At 65.9% G+C, this 19,819-nt stretch carries 23 protein-coding genes; 16 read left to right on the top strand and 7 right to left on the bottom strand.

Features of this window, described 5'->3' with window-relative positions; translation table 11 throughout:
• Positions 1-150: 150 nt before the first annotated feature.
• The 4 genes from BLQ71_RS15130 to BLQ71_RS15115 are packed head-to-tail and all read left to right on the top strand — an operon-like array spanning position 151 to position 2,885.
• Positions 151-615, top strand: coding sequence for a RidA family protein (locus BLQ71_RS15130; protein WP_074622427.1), 465 nt, complete (start codon positions 151-153; stop codon positions 613-615).
• Positions 615-1,364: a glycerophosphodiester phosphodiesterase family protein gene (locus BLQ71_RS15125; protein ID WP_074622324.1), complete on the top strand. Its 750-nt coding sequence runs from the start codon at positions 615-617 to the stop codon at positions 1,362-1,364. The genes BLQ71_RS15130 and BLQ71_RS15125 overlap by 1 nt, the downstream gene beginning before the upstream one ends.
• Positions 1,365-1,398: 34 nt before the next feature.
• Positions 1,399-2,598, top strand: coding sequence for a GNAT family N-acetyltransferase (locus BLQ71_RS15120; RefSeq protein ID WP_074622323.1), 1,200 nt, complete (start codon positions 1,399-1,401; stop codon positions 2,596-2,598).
• Positions 2,595-2,885, top strand: a complete 291-nt coding sequence (locus BLQ71_RS15115; protein ID WP_043142353.1) for a 4a-hydroxytetrahydrobiopterin dehydratase — start codon at positions 2,595-2,597, stop codon at positions 2,883-2,885. Before BLQ71_RS15120 ends, BLQ71_RS15115 begins: the two co-directional genes overlap by 4 nt.
• 48 nt (positions 2,886-2,933) lie before the next feature.
• Here BLQ71_RS15115 and BLQ71_RS15110 read toward each other — a convergent pair whose 3' ends face one another.
• A complete protein-coding gene (locus BLQ71_RS15110) occupies positions 2,934-3,419 on the bottom strand; it encodes a peroxiredoxin (RefSeq protein ID WP_043142356.1) in 486 nt (161 codons plus the stop codon).
• Between the two features lie 83 nt (positions 3,420-3,502).
• On the opposite strand from BLQ71_RS15110, the gene BLQ71_RS15105 reads away from it, so the two are divergent.
• The 3 genes from BLQ71_RS15105 (at position 3,503) to BLQ71_RS15095 (ending at position 6,372) form a co-directional block, all read left to right on the top strand.
• Positions 3,503-4,708, top strand: a complete 1,206-nt coding sequence (locus BLQ71_RS15105) for an NAD(P)/FAD-dependent oxidoreductase (protein ID WP_074622322.1) — start codon at positions 3,503-3,505, stop codon at positions 4,706-4,708.
• Positions 4,705-5,271 carry a 16S rRNA (guanine(966)-N(2))-methyltransferase RsmD gene (rsmD, locus tag BLQ71_RS15100; RefSeq protein WP_074622321.1) on the top strand — a complete coding sequence of 189 codons (567 nt, stop codon included), beginning with the start codon at positions 4,705-4,707 and terminating at the stop codon, positions 5,269-5,271. The genes BLQ71_RS15105 and rsmD overlap by 4 nt, the downstream gene beginning before the upstream one ends.
• A 120-nt stretch (positions 5,272-5,391) precedes the next feature.
• The gene (locus BLQ71_RS15095) at positions 5,392-6,372 is read left to right on the top strand and encodes an MBL fold metallo-hydrolase (RefSeq protein ID WP_074622320.1); all 981 of its coding nucleotides are present in this window, start codon (positions 5,392-5,394) and stop codon (positions 6,370-6,372) included.
• A gap of 92 nt (positions 6,373-6,464) precedes the next feature.
• Here the strand turns inward: BLQ71_RS15095 and BLQ71_RS15090 are convergent, their stop codons facing one another.
• Positions 6,465-6,833, bottom strand: a complete 369-nt coding sequence (locus tag BLQ71_RS15090; protein WP_074622319.1) for a thiol-activated cytolysin C-terminal domain-containing protein — start codon at positions 6,831-6,833, stop codon at positions 6,465-6,467.
• 226 nt (positions 6,834-7,059) lie between these two features.
• On the bottom strand, positions 7,060-7,869 hold the full coding sequence (map, locus tag BLQ71_RS15085; protein WP_074622318.1) for a type I methionyl aminopeptidase: 810 nt from the start codon (positions 7,867-7,869) through the stop codon (positions 7,060-7,062).
• 223 nt (positions 7,870-8,092) lie between these two features.
• Here map and BLQ71_RS15080 point away from each other — a divergent pair, with 223 nt between their 5' ends.
• From BLQ71_RS15080 to BLQ71_RS15065, 4 genes are all read left to right on the top strand, one after another.
• Positions 8,093-8,752: a histidine phosphatase family protein gene (locus BLQ71_RS15080; protein ID WP_043142372.1), complete on the top strand. Its 660-nt coding sequence runs from the start codon at positions 8,093-8,095 to the stop codon at positions 8,750-8,752.
• A 74-nt stretch (positions 8,753-8,826) separates the two neighbouring features.
• On the top strand, positions 8,827-9,882 hold the full coding sequence (locus tag BLQ71_RS15075) for a saccharopine dehydrogenase (RefSeq protein WP_074622317.1): 1,056 nt from the start codon (positions 8,827-8,829) through the stop codon (positions 9,880-9,882).
• A complete protein-coding gene (locus BLQ71_RS15070; protein ID WP_074622316.1) occupies positions 9,879-11,009 on the top strand; it encodes a saccharopine dehydrogenase family protein in 1,131 nt (376 codons plus the stop codon). Before BLQ71_RS15075 ends, BLQ71_RS15070 begins: the two co-directional genes overlap by 4 nt.
• The gene (locus BLQ71_RS15065; protein ID WP_074622315.1) at positions 11,006-11,455 is read left to right on the top strand and encodes a hypothetical protein; all 450 of its coding nucleotides are present in this window, start codon (positions 11,006-11,008) and stop codon (positions 11,453-11,455) included. Before BLQ71_RS15070 ends, BLQ71_RS15065 begins: the two co-directional genes overlap by 4 nt.
• A 139-nt stretch (positions 11,456-11,594) precedes the next feature.
• Here BLQ71_RS15065 and BLQ71_RS15060 read toward each other — a convergent pair whose 3' ends face one another.
• The 3 genes from BLQ71_RS15060 to BLQ71_RS15050 are packed head-to-tail and all read right to left on the bottom strand — an operon-like array spanning position 11,595 to position 13,942.
• Positions 11,595-12,722 carry a CaiB/BaiF CoA transferase family protein gene (locus BLQ71_RS15060; protein WP_074622314.1) on the bottom strand — a complete coding sequence of 376 codons (1,128 nt, stop codon included), beginning with the start codon at positions 12,720-12,722 and terminating at the stop codon, positions 11,595-11,597.
• On the bottom strand, positions 12,719-13,393 hold the full coding sequence (locus tag BLQ71_RS15055; RefSeq protein ID WP_043142386.1) for a DsbA family protein: 675 nt from the start codon (positions 13,391-13,393) through the stop codon (positions 12,719-12,721). The genes BLQ71_RS15060 and BLQ71_RS15055 overlap by 4 nt, the downstream gene beginning before the upstream one ends.
• A 36-nt stretch (positions 13,394-13,429) precedes the next feature.
• Positions 13,430-13,942 carry a DUF721 domain-containing protein gene (locus tag BLQ71_RS15050; protein ID WP_074622313.1) on the bottom strand — a complete coding sequence of 171 codons (513 nt, stop codon included), beginning with the start codon at positions 13,940-13,942 and terminating at the stop codon, positions 13,430-13,432.
• Positions 13,943-14,036: 94 nt separating this feature from the next.
• Between BLQ71_RS15050 and mutY the strand changes: the two genes are divergently transcribed.
• The 4 genes from mutY (at position 14,037) to BLQ71_RS15030 (ending at position 18,159) form a co-directional block, all read left to right on the top strand.
• The gene (gene mutY / locus BLQ71_RS15045; protein ID WP_074622312.1) at positions 14,037-15,083 is read left to right on the top strand and encodes an A/G-specific adenine glycosylase; all 1,047 of its coding nucleotides are present in this window, start codon (positions 14,037-14,039) and stop codon (positions 15,081-15,083) included.
• A 54-nt stretch (positions 15,084-15,137) separates the two neighbouring features.
• A complete protein-coding gene (locus BLQ71_RS15040) occupies positions 15,138-16,271 on the top strand; it encodes an alkane 1-monooxygenase (protein ID WP_074622311.1) in 1,134 nt (377 codons plus the stop codon).
• 48 nt (positions 16,272-16,319) lie between these two features.
• Positions 16,320-17,114, top strand: a complete 795-nt coding sequence (locus BLQ71_RS15035; RefSeq protein WP_074622310.1) for a hypothetical protein — start codon at positions 16,320-16,322, stop codon at positions 17,112-17,114.
• Between the two features lie 124 nt (positions 17,115-17,238).
• Positions 17,239-18,159 (top strand): manganese-dependent inorganic pyrophosphatase, encoded by a 921-nt coding sequence (locus BLQ71_RS15030; protein WP_074622309.1) that lies wholly within the window; start codon positions 17,239-17,241, stop codon positions 18,157-18,159.
• A gap of 109 nt (positions 18,160-18,268) precedes the next feature.
• On the opposite strand, the gene sfsA is transcribed toward BLQ71_RS15030, so the two are convergent.
• Positions 18,269-18,991 (bottom strand): DNA/RNA nuclease SfsA, encoded by a 723-nt coding sequence (gene sfsA / locus BLQ71_RS15025; protein ID WP_074622308.1) that lies wholly within the window; start codon positions 18,989-18,991, stop codon positions 18,269-18,271.
• 48 nt (positions 18,992-19,039) lie between these two features.
• Between sfsA and BLQ71_RS15020 the strand changes: the two genes are divergently transcribed.
• Entirely contained in the window at positions 19,040-19,774 is a 735-nt protein-coding gene (locus tag BLQ71_RS15020; RefSeq protein WP_074622307.1) for a competence/damage-inducible protein A, read from the top strand.
• Positions 19,775-19,819 lie beyond the last annotated feature (45 nt).

Raw genomic sequence — 19,819 nt, 5'->3', positions numbered from 1 at the left:
CCCTTTGAAGCGGTTTGGACACCGCTTCAACGCCTTTGCAAAGCCGTTGGGCAAGGCTCTTTCCAAGAGCCTTGCGGCGCGCGGTCTCGGCGCTTGCGCCCGCATTCCGGCGCCGTTAGCGTGGCCGCGAAATCCGACGAGGAACGCATCATGACCAACGCCATCGACGCCCGCCTGGCCGAGCTGGGCCTGACCCTGCCCGACGCACCGGCCCCCGCCGCCAACTACGTGCCCTACGTCCTGTCGGGCAACCTGGTCTTTGTCTCGGGACAGATCAGCATGAACGCGGACGGGCTGATCACCGGCAAGCTGGGTGCCGGCCTGAGCGTCGAAGAGGGCGCCGCAGCGGCTCGTGCCTGCGCGCTGAGCCTCCTGGCTCAGGTCAAGGCGGCCTGCGGTGGCGACCTCAGCCGCCTCAAGCGGGTGGTCAAGCTGACCGGCTTCGTCAACTCGACAGATGATTTCACCGATCAGCCCAAGGTCATCAACGGCGCCAGCGACACGCTGGTCGAGATCCTGGGGGATGCGGGGCGGCACTCGCGCTCGGCGGTTTCGGCCCCCGCGCTGCCGCTGGGTGTCGCCGTCGAGATCGAAGGCATCTTCGAGATCGCGTGATGGTGCCCCTGCCCGCGGCCTTTCTGGACCGCCCGATTGCCCACCGGGCCCTGCACGGGCCCGGGCGGCCCGAAAACTCGCGCGCGGCGATCCGCGCGGCGATGGACGCGGGCTATGGAATCGAGATCGACCTGCAACTGTCGAAAGACGGACAGGCGATGGTCTTTCACGACTACGCGCTGACCCGGCTGACCGGGGCCAGCGGGCCGATCCAGCAACGCAGCGCAGCCGACCTGTCGGGGCTGACCCTGCTGGGCGGGGACGAGGGCGTGCCGCGTTTCGCCGAGGTGCTGGAGATCGTCGGAGGCGCCGTGCCGCTGCTGGTCGAACTCAAGGACCAGGACGGGCGGATGGGGCCGAACGTGGGGCGGCTGGAACGTGCCGCCGCCGAGGCCGCACAGGGTTATCGAGGCCCGCTGGCCTTCATGTCCTTCAACCCGCATTCGGCGGCCGAGATGGCCCGGCTCTGTCCCGATGTCCCGCGTGGGCTGACCACCTGCGCCTGCACGCCCGAGGATCACCCGACACTGGGGGCCGAGGCCCGCGCAGAGCTGCGCGAGATGCCGGGGATCGAGGAGATGGGCGCCGGGTTCATCAGCCACGACCACCACGATCTGAACAGCCCGCAGGTGGCCCGGCAAAAGGCGCGCGGGCTGAACGTGCTCTGCTGGACGATCCGATCGCCCGAAGAGGAGGCGCAGGCGCGGCAGGTCGCCGAGAATGTGACCTTCGAGGGGTACATGGCTTGATCGGCGCGCAAGGGATGCCAGATTGAGCGATGTTATGACGGATCAAAGCCAGACCCCCACCCTGACCGTCGAAGTGCTGTCTTCGCTGGACCAGATCGCCGCCGCGACCTGGGACGCCTGCGCCTGTCCCGAGGCCGCGGACGGCGGGCGCCCCAACGATCCCTTCACCACGCACCGCTTTCTCAAGGCGCTGGAGGACAGCGGTTCAGTCGGGGCGGGCACCGGCTGGGACCCGCGTTACCTTGTGGTCCGCGACGGGGAAGAGACGATTGCGGTGGCGCCGATGTACGGCAAAAGTCACAGCCAGGGCGAATACATCTTCGATTTCAACTGGGCCCATGCCTACGAGGGCGCGGGCGGGCGGTACTATCCGAAACTGCAGATCGCCGTGCCCTTTACCCCCGCCACCGGGCGGCGGTTCCTGACCAAGCCCGGGCACGAGGTTGCGGGCATGTCGGCGCTGGTGCAGGGCGCGGTGCAACTGGGGGCCGAAAACCGCCTGTCCTCGATGCATGTCACCTTTTGCACCGAGGCAGAGGCCATCGCGGGCGAGAAGATGGGGCTGCTGCGCCGGGTCACGCAGCAATTCCACTGGCAGAACCACGGCTACGCGGATTTCGACGCCTTCCTGGCCTCGCTGAGTTCGCGCAAGCGCAAGAACATCCGCAAGGAACGCGCCCGCGCGCAGGATTTCGGCGGCGAGATCGAGATGCTGACCGGCGACCAGATCCGCCCCGAGCACTGGGACGCCTTCTGGGTCTTTTACCAGGACACCGGCAGCCGCAAATGGGGCACCCCCTACCTGACGCGGGCCTTCTTCGAGGCGGCGCATGAGACCCTGCGCGACGACATCGCGCTGGTCATGTGCACGCGTGACGGGCGGCCCGTGGCCGGGGCGCTGAACTTCATCGGGCGCGATGCGCTTTACGGGCGTTATTGGGGCTGTGTCGAAGATCACCCCTGCCTGCACTTCGAGGCGTGCTATTATCAGGCCATCGACCTTGCCATCGCACTGGGGCTGGCCGCGGTCGAGGCCGGGGCGCAGGGCGAACACAAACTGGCGCGCGGATACCTGCCGCGCCAGTGCCATTCGCTGCACTGGATCGCCGACCAGGGCTTTGCCGATGCGGTGGGGCGCTACCTCGACGCGGAGCGGCGCGCGGTGGACGAGGACATCGAGGTGCTGACCGCTTACGGCCCCTTCCGCAAAGACAGACAGGAGGACCACGAATGACTGAGAAACTGTCGGACACCGCCCGCAAGACCGTGCTGGAACCGCTGCTGGAGTCGGGCTGGGAGATGGTCGAGGGGCGCGATGCGATCGCCAAGACCTACCAGTTCAAGGATTTCACCGAGGCCTTTGCCTGGATGACCCGCGCGGCGCTCTGGGCGGAAAAATGGAACCACCACCCGGAATGGTTCAACGTCTACAAGACCGTGCAGGTGACCCTGTCGACGCATGACGTGGGCGGGTTGTCCTCGCTGGACGCCAAGCTGGCGCGCAAGCTCGACAGCCTGTGACAGGTGACCTGACGGCCCGGCAGGAACGCCGGGCCAATGGGTCGGGGATCAGATCGCCTCGACCAGCGCCTCACCGGAGGAATTGGTGCAGCCGCGCGTATCCTCGACGTTCAGAACCGTCACCTTGCCGTCCTCGACCAGCATGGTGAGACGTTTCAGTCGGTCGTAGAACCCGATCTCGGGCACCGAAAAATCCATGCCAATGCTCTTGGCAAAAGAGGCATCGAGATCGCCCAGCATGGTGATCCCGGCCTCTTCAGCGCCGCTGGACTTTGCCCAGGCCGCCATGACGAAAACATCGTTCACCGCAACGCCGATGATCTCTTCGACACCTTTCGCCGCCAGCTGATCCTTGACCCGGATGATGCTGGGCAGATGCGCCTGGTCGCAGGTGCCGCTGAAGGCGCCCGGAAAGCCCACGATTGCCACTTTGCGCCCCTTGGTCAGGTCGCTCAGCTTGACCTGTTCGGGGCCCTCGTCGCCCATACGGGACAGAGTTGCCTCGGGGAGGCTGTCACCTGCGGAAATTGCCATTGTCCTGTCGCTCCTGCGAATTGCGTTTCTCTGATGCAGGACTATAGGGTGTCGCGGGCAAAGGAAAACCGGAGGGTGGAAATATGAGCGATGTCGTGGTGATCGGCGCAGGACAGGCGGCGGCCTCTCTGGTGGCGCGGCTGCGGTCGAAGGGGCACGAGGGCAAGATCACCCTGATCGGCGAAGAGCCGGTGCCGCCCTACCAGCGCCCGCCGCTGTCCAAGGATTACCTGCTGGGCAAGATGGAGCTGGAACGGCTGTTCCTGCGGCCCGAGACCTTTTACGCCGAGAACGGCATCGACTTGCGGACCTCTGACACGGTGGTGTCCATCGACCGGGCCGACAAGACCGTGATCGCCGGCGGAGAGTCAATTTCCTACGACCATTGCGTGCTTTGCACCGGATCGGTACCGCGACGCCTGCCGGGCGCCATCGGTGGCGAGCTGGAAGGCGTGCATGTCGTCCGCACGTTGCACGACGTGGACAGGATGGCCCCCGACTGCACCGAGGGCAAGCGCGTGCTGGTCGTCGGCGGCGGCTATATCGGGCTGGAGGCCGCGGCGGTCTGCACCAAGCTGGGGCTGACAGTGACGCTGGTCGAGGCTGCGGACCGCATCCTGCAACGGGTCGCCGCGCCGGAAACTTCTGCCTGGTTCCGCGACTTGCACCAGGCGCGGGGCGTGGACCTGCGCGAGGGCGTGGGCCTGAAACGGTTGATCGGAGAGACCCGCGTGACCGGCGCCGAGCTGGCCGATGGAACCGTTCTGAACGTGGATTTCGTGATTGTCGGCGTCGGCATCACCCCCGCCACCACTCTGGCCGAGGCTTGCGGGCTGGAGATCGACAACGGCATCGCGGTCAATGCGCATGGCCAGACCAGCGATCCGGCGATCTGGGCGGCGGGCGATTGCGCCTCCTTCCCGCAGAACGGCCAGCGGATGCGGCTGGAGTCGGTGGGCAATGCGATCGACATGGGCGAACTGGTGGCCGACAACATCATGGGCGCCGGGCGCGATTACGTCGCCAAGCCCTGGTTCTGGTCGGATCAATACGACGTCAAGCTGCAGATCGCCGGGCTGAACGCCGGCTATGACCGGATCGTGGTCCGCGAGGATGGCGAGGCCCGCGCGCATTGGTACTATGCCGGTGACACGCTGCTGGCGGTCGACGCGATGAACGACAGCCGGTCCTACATGGTCGGTAAACGGCTGATCGAGGCGGGCAAGAGCCCCGACCCGGCAGCGGTTGCCGACCCGGAAACGAACCTCAAGGCATTGCTGAAGGCGTGAGGATCGTCGCGGGTGACTGGCGCGGGCGGCGGCTGGCCGCCCTGGGCAAGGGGGATGCCGGCGCGCATCTGCGCCCCACCACAGACCGCGTGCGCGAGGCGCTGTTCAACATGCTGGGCGGCGGGCGTTTCGGCGATCCCTTCGACGGGACCCGCGTGCTGGACCTGTTTGCCGGGACCGGCGCGCTGGGGCTGGAGGCCCTGTCACGCGGAGCCGAGAGCGCGGTTTTTGTCGATGACGGGCGCGTGGCCGGCAAGCTGATCCGCGAGAACATCCGAACGCTGGGCTGTGGCGACCGCGCCCGGCTGATCGGCCACAATGCCACCCGCCTGCCCCCGGCAGAGGCGCCTTGCGAGCTGATCTTCCTGGACCCGCCCTATGGCAAGGCGCTGGGGGAAAAGGCGCTGGCCTCGGCCCGGGCGCAGGGCTGGATCGCGCCGGGCGCGCTGGTGGTCTGGGAAGAGAAGGCGCCGCAGGCCGCGCCCGCAGGCTTTGATCTGCTGGACACGCGGCGTTATGGCGACACGCATGTGACGCTGTTGCGGGCGGCAGCGCAGGCGTGAGCCGAAGCCCCGGCGCGGGGTCAGCGGAACGGATGGGCATCATCTCTTGCCAAGCCGCTGGAAGTTTCGCGTCTTGATGGTATCTTCCCATTCAAATGCATGAATGACTGGGAGGTATCCATGTCCATCTTTCGCCCTTCGCGCCGTGACCTGCTGAACATCGCGGCCCTGTCCCCGGCGCTGGCGCTGCCCGCGCTGGCGGCCTCGCCCGCCCGCGCGCAGACCCTGGGCGCGCCCGCCGGGGCCAACCCGGCGCATTTCCGGTTCCAGCTGGGCGAGGCGGTGCTGACCGTCGTTTCGGACGGGCACCTTGAAATCCCCGCCAACGGTCTGGGCGTGAACGCCGACCCCGAACAAGTAAAGGCTTTCCTCGAAAGCTATTTCCTGTCGACCGAGACCAATTATTCGCACACCAACCACCTGGTGATCGAACTGGGCGAGGCCAAGGTGTTGGTCGATGTCGGTTCGGGCAACCGGTTCCTGCCGACGGCGGGCAAGCTGATGGAGAACCTCGGCGCGGCGGGGATCGACGCCAGCGAGATCACCCATGTGGTCATCACCCACGCCCACCCGGATCACGTCTGGGGCATCCGCGACGATTTCGACGAGGCAATCCTGCCGGACGCCCAGTTCTTCATCGGCGGGACCGAGCGCGACTTCTGGTTGCAGGACGGTCTGGTCAACAGCGTGCCCACCGAGATGCAGCAATTCGTCGTCGGCGCGGTGAATTCGTTGAACGTGGACGGTGCGGAGTGGACCGTGGTCGACGACGAGGCGGAAATCGCGCCGGGCATCCGGGTCATCGACACGCCCGGCCACACCATCGGGCACATGTCGGTGGTGGTCGAATCCGGCGGCAAGCAGTTGATCGCCCTGGGAGACAGCATGAACCACGCCTGGATGAGCACCGTGCGCCCCGAGTGGGTCAGCAATTTCGACATGGACGGTGAACAGACCGTGGCCACGCGCAAGCGCCTGCTGGACATGGCGGCCACGGACAGGATGGCGGTGCTGGGTTATCACTTCCCCTTCCCCGGCGTGGGGCACATTGCCGCCGAGGGTGACGCCTATCGCTTTGTCCCGGCGCTGTGGCAGTGGTGAGAGTGTCCCCCCGCAAACAGGGTGTCTGAGCAAACAACGCCGGGGTCCGGAACGGGACCCCGGCAGCCTGCATCACGCATCGGCCCAAGCGGTCACATGCCCGAGCATTTCGCGTTCAGTGTCGTGCCCGACAAGGTCAGGTTGAGGTCCTCCGGTCCGTCAAAGCCCTTCTCGCAGACCGTGCTCCACGACGCGATGAACCATTCCTCTTGCGCCGACACGAACATGTTGGTCGAGTCCTCCGGCACGCGGATGCATTTCTGGGTGCCTGCGGTGAAATTGCCCGAATGGGTGTGAACCCGTCTCCCTCCCTCATCGTAATCCACCTCGAACCGGGCGACGAAGGCGCCATCGTTCTTGACGCAAACGCGCGAGTCGGCGGCCTGCGCAACATCGGGAACAAAAAGCGAAAAGGCAAAGACCATCGGGGCGGCAACCGCCACCTTGCAAAAATCGGACATCAGAGATCTCCCTTGAGATTATGGTTGGTCAACAGACAAAACCACGACATTCCGACGAAACAACTTATGCCTGAATGTGCCGCAAGAGATACCACCTTACACAGCGTCACGCAATCAATTCGGGAAAAGCCCGGTCAGCATTCGCCTCTGCAAGGCCAAAGGCAAAGGACAGCCCAAGAACGACGCCAAAGCGACGCCCCTATTCGGCATTGGGCAAATTTTCGGGTCAGTAGGTCGGGTGGAATCGGCCCGCGGGCGAGAGCGTAAAGATCTCGACCCCGTCTGCGGTCACGCCCACCGAATGTTCGAACTGGGCGGAAAGCGACTTGTCCCGGGTGACGGCGGTCCATTCGTCGGCCAGCACCTTGGTTTCGGGGCGGCCGAGGTTCACCATCGGTTCGATGGTGAAGAACATGCCCTCTTCCAGAACCGGGCCGGTGCCGGGGCGGCCATAGTGCAGCACGTTGGGCGGCGCGTGGAACACCTGCCCCAGACCGTGACCGCAGAAATCGCGCACGACGGACATGCGGTTGGCCTCGACAAAGGTCTGGATTGCATGACCGATGTCACCGAAGGTGTTGCCGGGCTTGACCGCCTCGATCCCCGTCAGCAGGGAATCATGCGTGACCTGGATCAGGCGTTCCGCCTTGCGGCTGAGCTTGCCCGCGACATACATCCGGCTGGTGTCGCCGTACCAGCCGTCGACGATCACGGTCACGTCGATGTTCAGGATGTCGCCGTCTTTCAGCTTCTTGTCGCCGGGGATGCCGTGGCAAACGACGTGGTTGACGCTGATGCAGGTGGCGTGCTGGTAGCCCTTGTATCCGATGGTCGCCGAGGTGGCGCCCTCTTCGGTCACGCGGCGTTCGATGTAGGCGTCGATGGCGCCGGTGGTCTGGCCCGGCTCAACCAGTTCCGCCACCTCGTCCAGCAGCTGCGCAGCCAGCCGTCCGGCCACGCGCATTCCTTCGAAATCCGCCTGGGAATGGATGCGGATGCCGTCGCGGGTCAGTCGATGTCCAGCCTTGTCTTTCACGTCGCGTCCTCTGCTTTTGCCCCTATCTAACGGGCGAAGACGGGATTTGCCAGTAGGGGCGCGGTGCAACGGGCGGCCAACAATGGTCAAAGCCGCATTTGACGGCGTCCGTATCGGGGGGCGTCCCTGCGCTGCCCCGACGATTTCCCCCACCCCGCCCGGGTAGGCCTTTCGCTTCGCGTCGGCGCGGCGTATCAGCCGGGCAAAAGAGCGGAGTTTCTCCATGTCCTTCATTACCCTGGTCCGCCACGGGCAGGCCAATTCCAGCGCCCGGGACGAAGGCAGCTATGACCGGCTGAGCGAACTGGGCTGGCAGCAGGCCCGCTGGCTGGGCGGCTATTTCGAGCAGACGGGCGAGAAATTCGCCCGCGTCTACTCGGGCACGCTGCGCCGTCATCGGGAAACCGTCGAGGGCATCTCACCCGAGAGCCTCGCCGCGCCGGTGCAGGACGCCCGACTGAACGAACTGGCCTATTTCGACATGGCGCAACTGATCGAGGCCCAGCACGGCATCGCCATTCCCGGCGACCGGGAGGAATTCATCCGCCACATGCCCCGGCTGCTGGCGCTCTGGCGCGATGGCGCCATCGAAGGGGCTCCGGAAAGCTGGGAGGCTTTCGAGACCCGCGTGACCGAAGCCCTGACCGAGATCGCGGACGGCGAGGGCCGCGCATTGGTGGTGACCTCGGGCGGGCTGATCGGCATGGCCATGCGGGTCATCATGCAACTGGAGCTGAAGGCGATGGCACATCTGTGCCTGGCCATCGAGAACAGCTCTCTGCACCGCATCCAGCCGCTGGCCACCGGCCTGGCCATGACCCAGTTCAACGCCCTGCCCCATCTCGACAGCGCAGAACGACAGCACGCCCGCAGCCACCTGTAAGGTGCGGGCAGAGGAAAATCCTTGCACCCCGGCCCGCGCGCAGGTTCTCTGCCCGGCAAACACCAGGAACGCACATGACACATCTGTGGATCCGGGCGGAAAGCCGCCCCAACGAGGAACGCACCGGCATCACCCCCGCAGGCATCACCGCCCTGCGCGACAAGGGGATCCGCGTCACCGTCGAGGACAGTCCGACCCGCATCCTGCCGATCGACGATTTCGCCTCGGCCGGGGCCACCATCGTGCCCGAGGGCAGCTGGCCCGAGGCCCCGCGCGACGCGATCATCTTTGGCCTCAAGGAACTGCCCGAGGCGGACACGCCGCTGGTGCACCGCCACATCATGTTCGGCCACGCCTACAAAGGGCAATCGGCGGGCGCGCGCCTTTTGAAACGCTTTGCCGCCGGGGGCGGCGCGCTTTACGATCTGGAATACTTGGTGGATGAAAACGGCCGCCGGGTTGCGGCCTTCGGATACTGGGCCGGCTACGCGGGCGCCGCGGTGTCGCTGCTGGCCTGGGCCGCGCAGGCGGATGGCAAGACCTGCCCCCCGGTCCACACATGGAACGATGCGAACATGCTGCAGGACGACCTGCGCGCGGCGCTGGACATTGCGCCCTGCGGCTCGGCCATCGTGATCGGCGCCCTGGGCCGCGTCGGCAGCGGGGCGCGGGATCTCTGCGCGCAGATGGATGTGCCCGTCACCTGCTGGGACATGGCCGAAACCGCCCACGGCGGCCCCTTTCCGGAAATCCTGGATCACGGGGTATTCCTGAACTGCATCCTGGCGACCGAGGGCGTGCCGGTCTTTGTCCCGCGCGATTCCGTTGACAGCCCCCGCGCCCTGCGCGTGATCGGCGATATCGCCTGCGACCCGGACAGCCGCTTCAACCCGATCCCGATCTACGACGCGGCGACAAGCTGGGCCGCGCCCGTGACCCGCGTCTGCGAGGCGCCGCCGCTGGACGTGATGGCGATCGACAACCTGCCCTCGCTTCTGCCGCGCGAATCCTCGCTGGATTTCGCGGAACAACTGCTGCCCCACCTGCTGACGCTGGATGCCATCGACACGGGCGTCTGGGGACGGGCGCATGAGACCTACCTGAAACACAAACCGGAGGAACGCACATGACCATCCATTGGTGCGGCACCGGCCTGTCGGCCGTGCCCGGCCTGCGCCGCCTGATCGAAAACGGCCACCCCGTGACCGTCTGGAACCGGACAGAGGCCAAGGCCCGCGAGGCCGTGGGCGACCTGACCGATGACATCCGCGCCTTCGACATCGCGGCCCTGGGCGCGGTGCTGCAAAAGGGCGACGTGATCGTGTCGATGCTGCCCGGCGACTGGCATGTGCCGCTGGCGGAACTGGCGCTGGAAAAAGGCGCCGATTTCGTCTCGTCCAGCTATATCGCGCCCGAGATGCGCGCCCTGGATGAACGCGCGAAACAGGCTGACGCCAGGCTGGTGAACGAGGTCGGCCTTGACCCGGGCATCGACCACCTGATGGCGCATTGGCTGATGGCCGACTACCGCGCCTCGGAGGCCTTCGATCCGGACAACGCGCTGTCCTTCACCTCCTACTGCGGCGGCGTCCCCAAGATCCCCAACGCCTTCCGCTACAAGTTCAGCTGGGCGCCGGTGGGTGTCCTGAAAGCGCTGCGCTCGCCCTCGCGCTCGATCCGGCAATTCTCCGAACTGAACGTGAACCGGCCCTGGGACGCGCTGTCGCGCTATGATGCACCGCTGCCCACACCCGAAAGCTTCGAGGTCTATCCGAACCGCGACAGCCTGCCCTTCATGGCGGAATACGGCTTCGAGCAAGGCTGGAAGGTCAAGGATTTCGTCCGCGGCACCCTGCGCCTGAACGGCTGGGCCGAGGCCTGGGCCGACATCTTTGCCGAGGCCGGCACCGCGACGGATGACCGCCTGCAGGAAATCGCGGACAAGCTGCTGCAGGAAAACGCCTACGACGAGGGCGAACCCGACCGCGTGGTGCTCTGCGTCGCGCTGGAGGCCGCGAAGGACGGCGTGCCGGTCTATCACAAGACCTATGTCATGGATGCCTGGGGCGACGAGCGCAGTTCCGCAATGGCGCGACTGGTCTCTGTCCCGGTGTCCCTGGCGGTGGAATCGGTGCTCAACCGCGAGGTTCCGGCCGGCGTCAGCGCGGCGCCCTCGGACCCGAAACTGGTCGAGCGCTACATGGGCGCGGTGCAGACGCTGGCCCAGCACCTGGACGTGGTGGATCACCTGGCATGACACGGCTTGCCCTGATCGCCGCCCTGCTTGCCGGCCCCGCCTGGGCCGGGGATGTCTGTCATGACATCGACGCCAGGCTGGGCTGGCAGGATGCCGATTTCCCGGCGGGGCTTGTTCAGGACGTCCGGTCCACCGGCTTCTGGTCGGTGGAACCGGGATTGACCCCGGCGGGCACGCAGGGTCATGGCGGTCTGGCCTCCAAGGCCCTGGCCGCGCGTCCCGAGGCGCGCCCGCGGGTCAGCGCCTCTCACGGCGCGCTGCTGGTCCGCTTCGAGGTGGCCGGCGCCGCGCAGGAAATGGAGTGGACGCGCTTTCACGGCGCCATCCAACAGGCCGGGGCCTTCAACATGAACGTCGACAGTATCGCCTTTCGCATCAACGAGGACGACGCGGACCTGGCGGACAATGACGGCGTGCTGACCGTCTGTTTCCGCTACATCGACTGAACGCCTGACACTCCGGCGCCGTCTAAGGTGCCTGGCCCGCTGTTTCTTTGGGCCCCAAATACCTCTGGGGGTGAATGCGCGGCACGCGCAGAGGGGGCAAAGCCCCCTGCCCCGCGCTCAACCGTCGCGGCGGTGCGGGTTAGCTGCCCGCATCCCCCAGCTTTGGCGCCGGATGGTCCAGGACCAGCTCCGCGTCCGAGAACCGGAAGGGCGCGCGCACGCCCGGTACGCCCTCGGGCGCGATCTGCAATCCCCGTGCCACGACCTGCGGATCGGCAAAGACCTCTGCCATGTCGTTGATCGGCCCGGCAGGCACGCCCTGCGCCTCGCAGGCGGCCAGCAGGTCGTCCCGCGTGCGCTGGCGCGTGGCGGCCATCAGGCGGTCGATCATCGCCTCGCGGTTGGCGACCCGGTCGGCATTGCTGGCAAATTCCGGCGCCTCGGCCATCTCCTCCAGTCCCAGCAGGCGGCAAAGCCGCCGGTACTGTGCGTCGTTGCCGGTGGCGATGATGATATGACCATCAGCGCAGTCAAAGACCTGGTAGGGCGTCAGGTTGGGGTGATAGTTGCCCGTGCGGCCCGGCGGCGTACCCGTGCTGAGATAGTTCAGCGCCTGGTTCGCCATCGCCGCAACCGCACAATCCAGCAGCGCCATGTCGACGTGCTGGCCCTTGCCGGTGCGTTCACGCTGATGCAGGGCGGCAAGGATGCCGGACACCGAGTAGAGCCCGGTGAACAGGTCGGTGATCGCCACGCCCGCGCGCTGTGGCTGGCCGTCCGGATCGCCGGTGATCGACATGAAGCCGGACATGCCCTGGATGATGTAGTCATAGCCCGCGCGATGCGCGTAAGGCCCGTCCTGCCCGAACCCGGTGATCGAGCAGTAGATCAGGCGCGGGTTGACGGCGCTCAACGAGGCATAATCCATCCCGTATTTCGCCAGCCCGCCGACCTTGAAATTCTCGATCAGGATATCGGCGCCGGCGACCAGGTCGCGCATGCGTGCCTGGCCCTCGGCGCTGGTCAGGTCGACCACCTCGGACCGCTTGCCCCGGTTGCAGGAATGGAAATAGGCCGCCGAGGTATCGCCGTCACGCTCGATGAAGGGCGGACCCCAGTTGCGCGTGTCGTCACCCTGAGGCGCCTCGATCTTGATGACCTCTGCGCCCAGATCGGCCAGCGTCTGGCCGGCCCAGGGGCCGGCCAGGATGCGTGCCAGTTCGATGACCCTTACGCCTTCGAGGGGGCCGCGTGGTGCCGATGTCATTCGCCCAGCTTGTCGTCCAGGATCTCGGCGAACTCGTCGTAGCTCATGTTCGTGTACTTCTTGCCGTCGATCACGAAGCTGGGCGTCGAGTTGATGCCATGCTCAGAGGCGTTCTTCTGGTACCAGGCCACCAGGGTCGAGATCTGGGCGGTATCGTTCAGACAGGCCTCGATCTGGTCGCCTTCCATGCCGGCCAGGCGCCCGATCTTGCGCAGCTCGTCGACCACCGCGGCCTCCGAGCCCTTGCGCGCCCAGTCCTGCTGGCCCTTGTAGATCAGGTCGGTGATGCCAAAGAACTTTTCTTCACCGCCGCAGCGGGCGATCAGCGAAGCCCAGACGCCGACCTTGTCGAAGTAGACTTCGCGGTAGATGAATTTCACCTTCCCGGTGTCGATATAGTTCTCTTCCAGCTTGGGGATCAGGTTGGCATGGGCCGACGCACAATGCGGGCAGGTGTAGGAGGCGTATTCGATCACCTCGATCGGCGCATCCGCATCGCCCTTGACCATCTCGACGACGGTCGAGGTGTCCACGTCCGGCGACTGCGCCTGGGCGGCACCGGGCAGGCGCACGTCGGCAGCCCCGGTCTGTCCGGTCCCCTGGGTCATGTACCACGCACCACCGGCGATCATTGCCAGCGCCACGGCGCCCGCGGGAAGAATGGATTTCATGTCGTAAGCCTCTTTCCTGTCGGTCCTGGGGCCAGGTCAGTCCCGGCCCGTCCTCGATATGACGTTTGCCGCCAGACGTTCAAGCGCCGCGCGCAAATCCGCGTCGCCCACCTGTTCGGCCTCCGCGCGGGCCCGGGCCTGCACCTCGGGTGAGGGCGTCGCGCCCGCGCTCTCTTTCTTGCGGTACTGGAAATCGACCTGCCCCTCGGCAAAGCCGATAGCCGCGGTCTGCGTCACCCGCACCCGCGAAATGGCGTTGTATCCATAGACCGCGTTGATCCGCGCGCGGATTTCCTCCTTGCGCATCTCGACCATCGGGGCGCGTGCTCCGGTGGTCAGCAGGGTCAGCGTGCCGCCGAAGCCGCCCTTGGCATAGCTGACTTCCACCGGGCGGGCGATTCCGGCCAGGTCGGCGCCGGCAATCTCCTCCCAATGGGTCAGCACGCGGGTCTGGGCGAATCCCCGCCCTTCCGCCGCCTTGCGGATGCGCCCCTGCAAAAGCTTGGAGGCGCTTGAAAACCCGTATGTGGTGGTCTTGCGTCCGGCCACGTTTGACTCCCTTTACCGCGCGCTATTCTAGTGGCACGGCAGGGCGGCGCCAGCCCCCTTCCCACACGGAGTTTCACCCTTGCGTGATGAGCCCATGCCCCGACCCGACCCACAGGCGCTGCTTGACTGGTACGACCGCCACGCGCGCGCCCTGCCCTGGCGCGTCGGCCCCGCCGCCCGCCTGCGCGGCGAGCGTCCCGACCCCTACCGGGTCTGGCTGTCCGAGATCATGCTGCAACAGACGACCGTGGCCGCCGTACGGGATTATTTCCACGCCTTCACCACGCGATGGCCGACGGTGCAGGCGCTGGCGGCGGCGCAGGATGCGGATGTCATGGCCGCCTGGGCCGGGCTGGGCTATTACGCCCGGGCACGCAACCTGCTGAAATGCGCCAGGGTGGTGACGAATGTGCACGACGGCACCTTTCCCGACGATCATGCCACGCTGCTGACCCTGCCCGGTGTCGGCCCCTATACCGCCGCCGCCATCGCGGCGATTGCCTTTGACGATCCGCAGACCGTGGTCGACGGCAACGTGGAACGTGTCATGGCCCGGCTCTTCGACGAGCACACGCCCCTGCCCGCCGCCAAACCAATCCTGACCGATCACGCCGCCCGGCTGACCCCGCGGGAACGCCCGGGATGCTACGCTCAGGGGGTCATGGACCTTGGCGCCACGATCTGCACCCCCAAACGACCGGCCTGCGGGCTGTGCCCCTGGCGCAAGTCCTGCGCCGCCTGGGCGGAGGGGACCGCCGCCGAACTGCCCAAGAAGACGCCCAAGAAACGCAAGCCCACCCGCCTGGGCATCGCCTACCTGGCGCGCCGGATCGACGGCGCCTGGCTGCTGGAACGCCGCCCGGACAAGGGCTTGCTGGGCGGGATGCTGGGCTGGCCCGGCTCGGACTGGGGCGAAGAGGCCCCGCAGGACAATCCGCCGATCCGCGCCGAATGGAAGACCCTGAACGCCGAGGCGCGCCACACCTTCACCCATTTCCACCTGCGCCTGACGGTAAAGACCGCCCTGGTGCCGCTGGATCGCCGACCGCTTCGCGGAGAATTCATCGAATTGCCCGATTTTAGCCCTGCCGATCTGCCAACGGTGATGCGCAAGGCCTTTGACCTTGCGCAAGGACAGTGATCGCCCGCGCATGGCAAATCGGGCATAATCGGTGAGAGAAACCGGAGCAGTGACATGATCCCCGCCGCCCAGGTCGCGAAATTCTCCGCAGCGCTGCCCTTTTGCCTGTCCTTCATCCTGATCCCGCTGGTCTGGACCGGCGCCGTACTGGGCGGCTGGTGGATCGCGCTGACGCCGCTTTGTGCGTGGTATCTCTTTTCCGCAATCGACATCGCCGTGGGCCTGAACACGGAAAACGCCGACCTGGACACCACCGAGGACCAGCTGTTCTGGTATCGGCTGCTGACCCAGGTCTGGGTGCCGCTGCAGGCGCTGACGCTTTTCGGCCTCGTGGCCTATGTCAGCAGGGCCACTCACCTGAACGGGCTGGAGAAATTCGGCGTGATGTTCGGCACCGGCGTGATGACGGGCACGGTGGGCATCGTCTATGCACATGAACTGCTGCATCAGCGCAACCGCCTGGAACGCTGGCTGGGGGATATCCTGCTGGCGATGGTGCTTTATTCGCATTTCCGTTCGGAACACCTGCTGGTGCACCACCGCTACGTCGGCACGCCGCGCGACCCGGTGACGGCGCGCTACAACGAGGGGTTCCACCGCTTCTATCCGCGCGTCCTGCGGCAAAGCCTGCTGTCCTCCTTCCGGGCCGAGACAGCCATGCTGGCGCGCAGGAAATTGCCCTGGCATCACCGCTCCAACCCCTTCTGGCGCTACTGGGCACTTCAGGGCGCGATGCTGGCGCTGGCGCTGGGTGTGGGCGGCTGGACCGGGCTGGTCCTCTTCCTGGTGCAGGCGGGCGTGGCCATCTGGCAGCTGGAAGTCGTCAATTACGTCGAACACTACGGCCTGACCCGCAAACACCTGGGCGAGGGCAGATACGAACATGTCCTGCCGCGCCACTCCTGGAACGCGGAACACCGGGCGACGAACTGGCTGATGATCAACCTGCAGCGCCATTCCGACCATCACTACAAGCCCGACCGGCGCTTTCCCCTGCTGCAGACCTACCCCGAACACGAGGCGCCGCAACTGCCCTACGGCTACCCGGTCATGGCCATCGCCGCGATGATCCCGCCGCTCTGGCGCCGGATCATGAACCCAAGGGTGCGGGCCTGGCGCGCACAGTATTATCCCGATATCAAAGACTGGCGCCCGTACACCAAGGCGCAAAACCCGATGCCGCGCTGAGCGGCAGCATCGGGCCATTCCGAATAAGATCGTTGGGGACTCGACGCTGTGAGCTTCAGAACAATTCTCTTCATCCTGCCGCTGGGGCTTGCGGTCGCGGGCGGCATCTACTGGGTCAATTCGAACTCGGCGGATGCGCAGATCATCCGCAAGATCCGCGCGTTGGAAGAGATGGCGCAGGCCGACATCTTCCTTGAGGACTGTTACCTGACCATTGATGTTACGCGGGAGGACACGGACGGAAAGACCCGGATGCACCTGCGACACGACCTCGCAGCCTATGACCTCCTCGGCGCGCGATTGGTTCCCGAGTCAGAGGGCCGGGTCCGTTATGTCGCCCGCATTGGCACGGTCGATGATACCATCGTAGCGCAGGCCATGCGGGTGGCCGCACTGGTACCCCAGTCGATTAGAGAGAAGCCGAAACCTGAACTTAGCATTGTCACCAAAGACGGCCCACAGATCGTTTGGCAAGGCGTGGATCTCTCAGATGATGCCGCCTTGGAAAACACCGTACGCGCTATTCTGGATCGCGGCGGGGCGCTGACGTTCAACCTCGGTGCCAAGCTGGAAACACATGCGGATGGCAGCCTCGACCTTGGTCAGCCCCATGCGGAGGCGCCGAGCTTTCAACGCTTTGCACAGTCGGTTTTGCAGATCAACCGGCCCGCCAGCCTGTCGGTGGCGCTTGGCTTCGCCGGAGACGGGACAGAGACAGACCGCCTTTACCTTGGGACAATTGCCACACCTGCAGCGCTGACGCTTGAGTTCCCCACTCAGGCAGCGGCGCAGGACTTCGGTCGGCAGGCAGCTCGCTACCAGCAGGCTTTTTGCAGAAACTGAAGAGCTTTCTTCGAAAGTTCTTCGTGCGCGCGGCACCAAGGTCGCACCCCCATTGCTGCGGGGTGACATTGCAACAGGGTGGCGTTATAGCGCGCGCGATGCATTTCCCGTGTGAGGACACCCTATGACGACGCAGGTTTTCGGCCACAAATCCCCCGACACCGATAGCACCGGCAGCCCGATTATCTGGGCCTGGTATCTCAACGAAGTCAAAGGCGAGGCCGCCAAGCCGGTCCTCTTGGGCGAGCCCAACACCGAGGCCGCCTTCATGCTGAGCCACTGGAACCTCGAAAAGCCCGAGATCATCTCGGACGTCGCCGCCGACGCGCCGGTCGTCATCGTGGACACCAACAACCCCGCGGAACTGCCTGCCTCGATCAACTCGGCCGACATTCGCGCCATCATCGACCACCACAAGCTGGTCGGCGGCCTGGAAACCAAGGGGCCGATCGACATCACCGTGCGCCCGCTGGCCTGCACCGCCACCATCATGGTCGACCTGATGGGCGACGATGCCGCCAAGATGCCCAAAGAGATCAAGGGCGCGGCGCTGACCTGCATCCTCTCGGACACGATGGAATTCCGCTCGCCCACCACCACCGACCATGACCGCGCCGTGGCCGAGAAGCTGGCCGCCGACCTGGGCATCGATGTCTCGGATTATGCGGCACAGATGTTCGCCGCCAAGTCCGACGTCTCGGCCTTTTCCGATGCCGAGCTGATCCGCATGGACAGCAAGGAATACGAGGTCGACGGCGTGAAATTCCGCGTCTCGGTGCTGGAAACCACCGCGCCCGAGATCCCGCTGGACCGCAAGGCCAGCCTGATGGAGACCATGAAGACCGTCTGCGCCGAGGACGGCGTCGATGACGTCCTGCTCTTCGTCGTGGACATCCTCAAGGAAGAGGCCACCCTGCTGGTCCCCAACGACCGCGTGAAAGGCGTGGCCGAAAAGAGCTTTGGCGCCAGCGTCGCGGGTGACAGCGTTGTCCTGCCCGGCATCATGAGCCGCAAGAAACAGATCATCCCGAACCTCAAGGTCTGAGGATCGGCGCCCGTTGCGGGCGATCCGGATCTGAATATTGGACGGGGCCTGCGCCCCCGTTCTTCTTTTTCGGGTGGGGGCTCTGCCCCCATACCCCCGAAGGTATTTTTCAGCCCAAAGAAACGGCCGGGGTCGAAAAGGGCATTGGCGCGCCGAGCGTGACCCCCTCTGGCGAGATTTGGCAGCCCAGCGCCAACACCTCGATACCCGCCTCCCGCGCGCCGGCAAAGGCCGCCGCATAGTCCGGGTCGATATCCGCCGCCAAGGTGACCCGGGTGCAATCCGTGCGCTGGACGAGATAAAGCATCACCGCGCGGTGCCCCTGCCCCACCATCGCCGCCAGTTCACCAAGGTGTTTCGTACCGCGCGCCGTGACGCTGTCGGGAAACTCGGCAAGGCCGGGCGTGCGCGAGAGCGTCACGGATTTCACCTCGACATAGCAATCGGGGCGGCCCGCGCCGCTCAGCAGAAAGTCGATACGGCTGTTCTCGCCGTATTTTACCTCTGGCCGGACCAGCTCGTATGCGTCCAGGCCTTCGACCTCGCCCGCCATCAGGGCGGTCTTCAGCACACGGTTGGGCGCGCCGGTATCGACGCCTGTGAAATGGCCTCCGGCGTGTTCGACCAGCCGCCAGGCCCATTTCAGTTTCTTCTTCGGATCGTCATTGGGTTCCAGCCAGATGCGCTGGCCCTCGTCCTTCAGTCCCAGCATGCTGCCGGGGTTGGCGACATGGGCCGTTACCTCTCGCCCGTCCTCCAGCAGGCAGTCGGCGAGAAAGCGTTTGTAGCGGCGGATCAGGGTCGCGGGGACCAGGGGGGTTTGAAAGCGCATGGCTGCCGCCTATACCCTCTGGAAAACACCGCGCCAAGGAGCTTGCCCATGCCCAATCCCACCGCCGCCATGCTGGTCATCGGGGACGAGATCCTGTCGGGGCGCACCCGCGATGCCAACATGCATCACCTGGCTCAGGAATTCGCCAAGCACGGCATCGACCTGAAAGAGGTCCGCATCGTGTCTGACGACCGCGACGCGATCGTGGCGGCGCTGAACGCGCTGCGGCAGGGGTATGACCATGTCGTGACCTCGGGCGGGATCGGCCCGACCCACGACGACATCACCGCACCCTGCGTGGCCGAGACATTCGGCGTGGCGATCAGCGTCCGCGACGATGCGCGTGCGATCCTGCAGGAACATTACGACCGGCAAGGATCGGAGCTGAACGAAGCGCGGTTGCGCATGGCCCGCATTCCCGACGGCGCCACCCTGATCGAAAACCCGGTTTCGGCGGCGCCGGGGTTCACGCTGGGCAACGTGCATGTCATGGCGGGCGTGCCGGCGGTGTTCCAGGCGATGGTGTCCAGCGTGCTGCCCAAGATCACCGGCGGACAACCCCTGTTGTCCCAGACCCTGCGGATCGAACGTGGCGAAGGCGACATCGCCGGGCCACTGAGCGCCCTGGCGGAACGGTTCACGGACCTCTCCATCGGGTCCTACCCCTACCAGCGCAACGGCGTCTACGGCGCCAACGTGGTGATCCGGGGCCCCGATGGCGGGCGGATCGACGCCGCCATGTCCGAGCTGAACGCGCTGTTCCCCGAGGCGGTCGCCCACTAGGCGCCGCACGAAAGGCGCGCACGCCGCATGGACAGCCCAACCGGC

The organism is Antarctobacter albus, from assembly GCF_900101505.1.
Taxonomy (GTDB): domain Bacteria; phylum Pseudomonadota; class Alphaproteobacteria; order Rhodobacterales; family Rhodobacteraceae; genus Antarctobacter; species Antarctobacter albus.
Note: the sequence above shows the minus strand (reverse complement) of the source record. Positions and strands in the feature narration are given on the sequence as shown.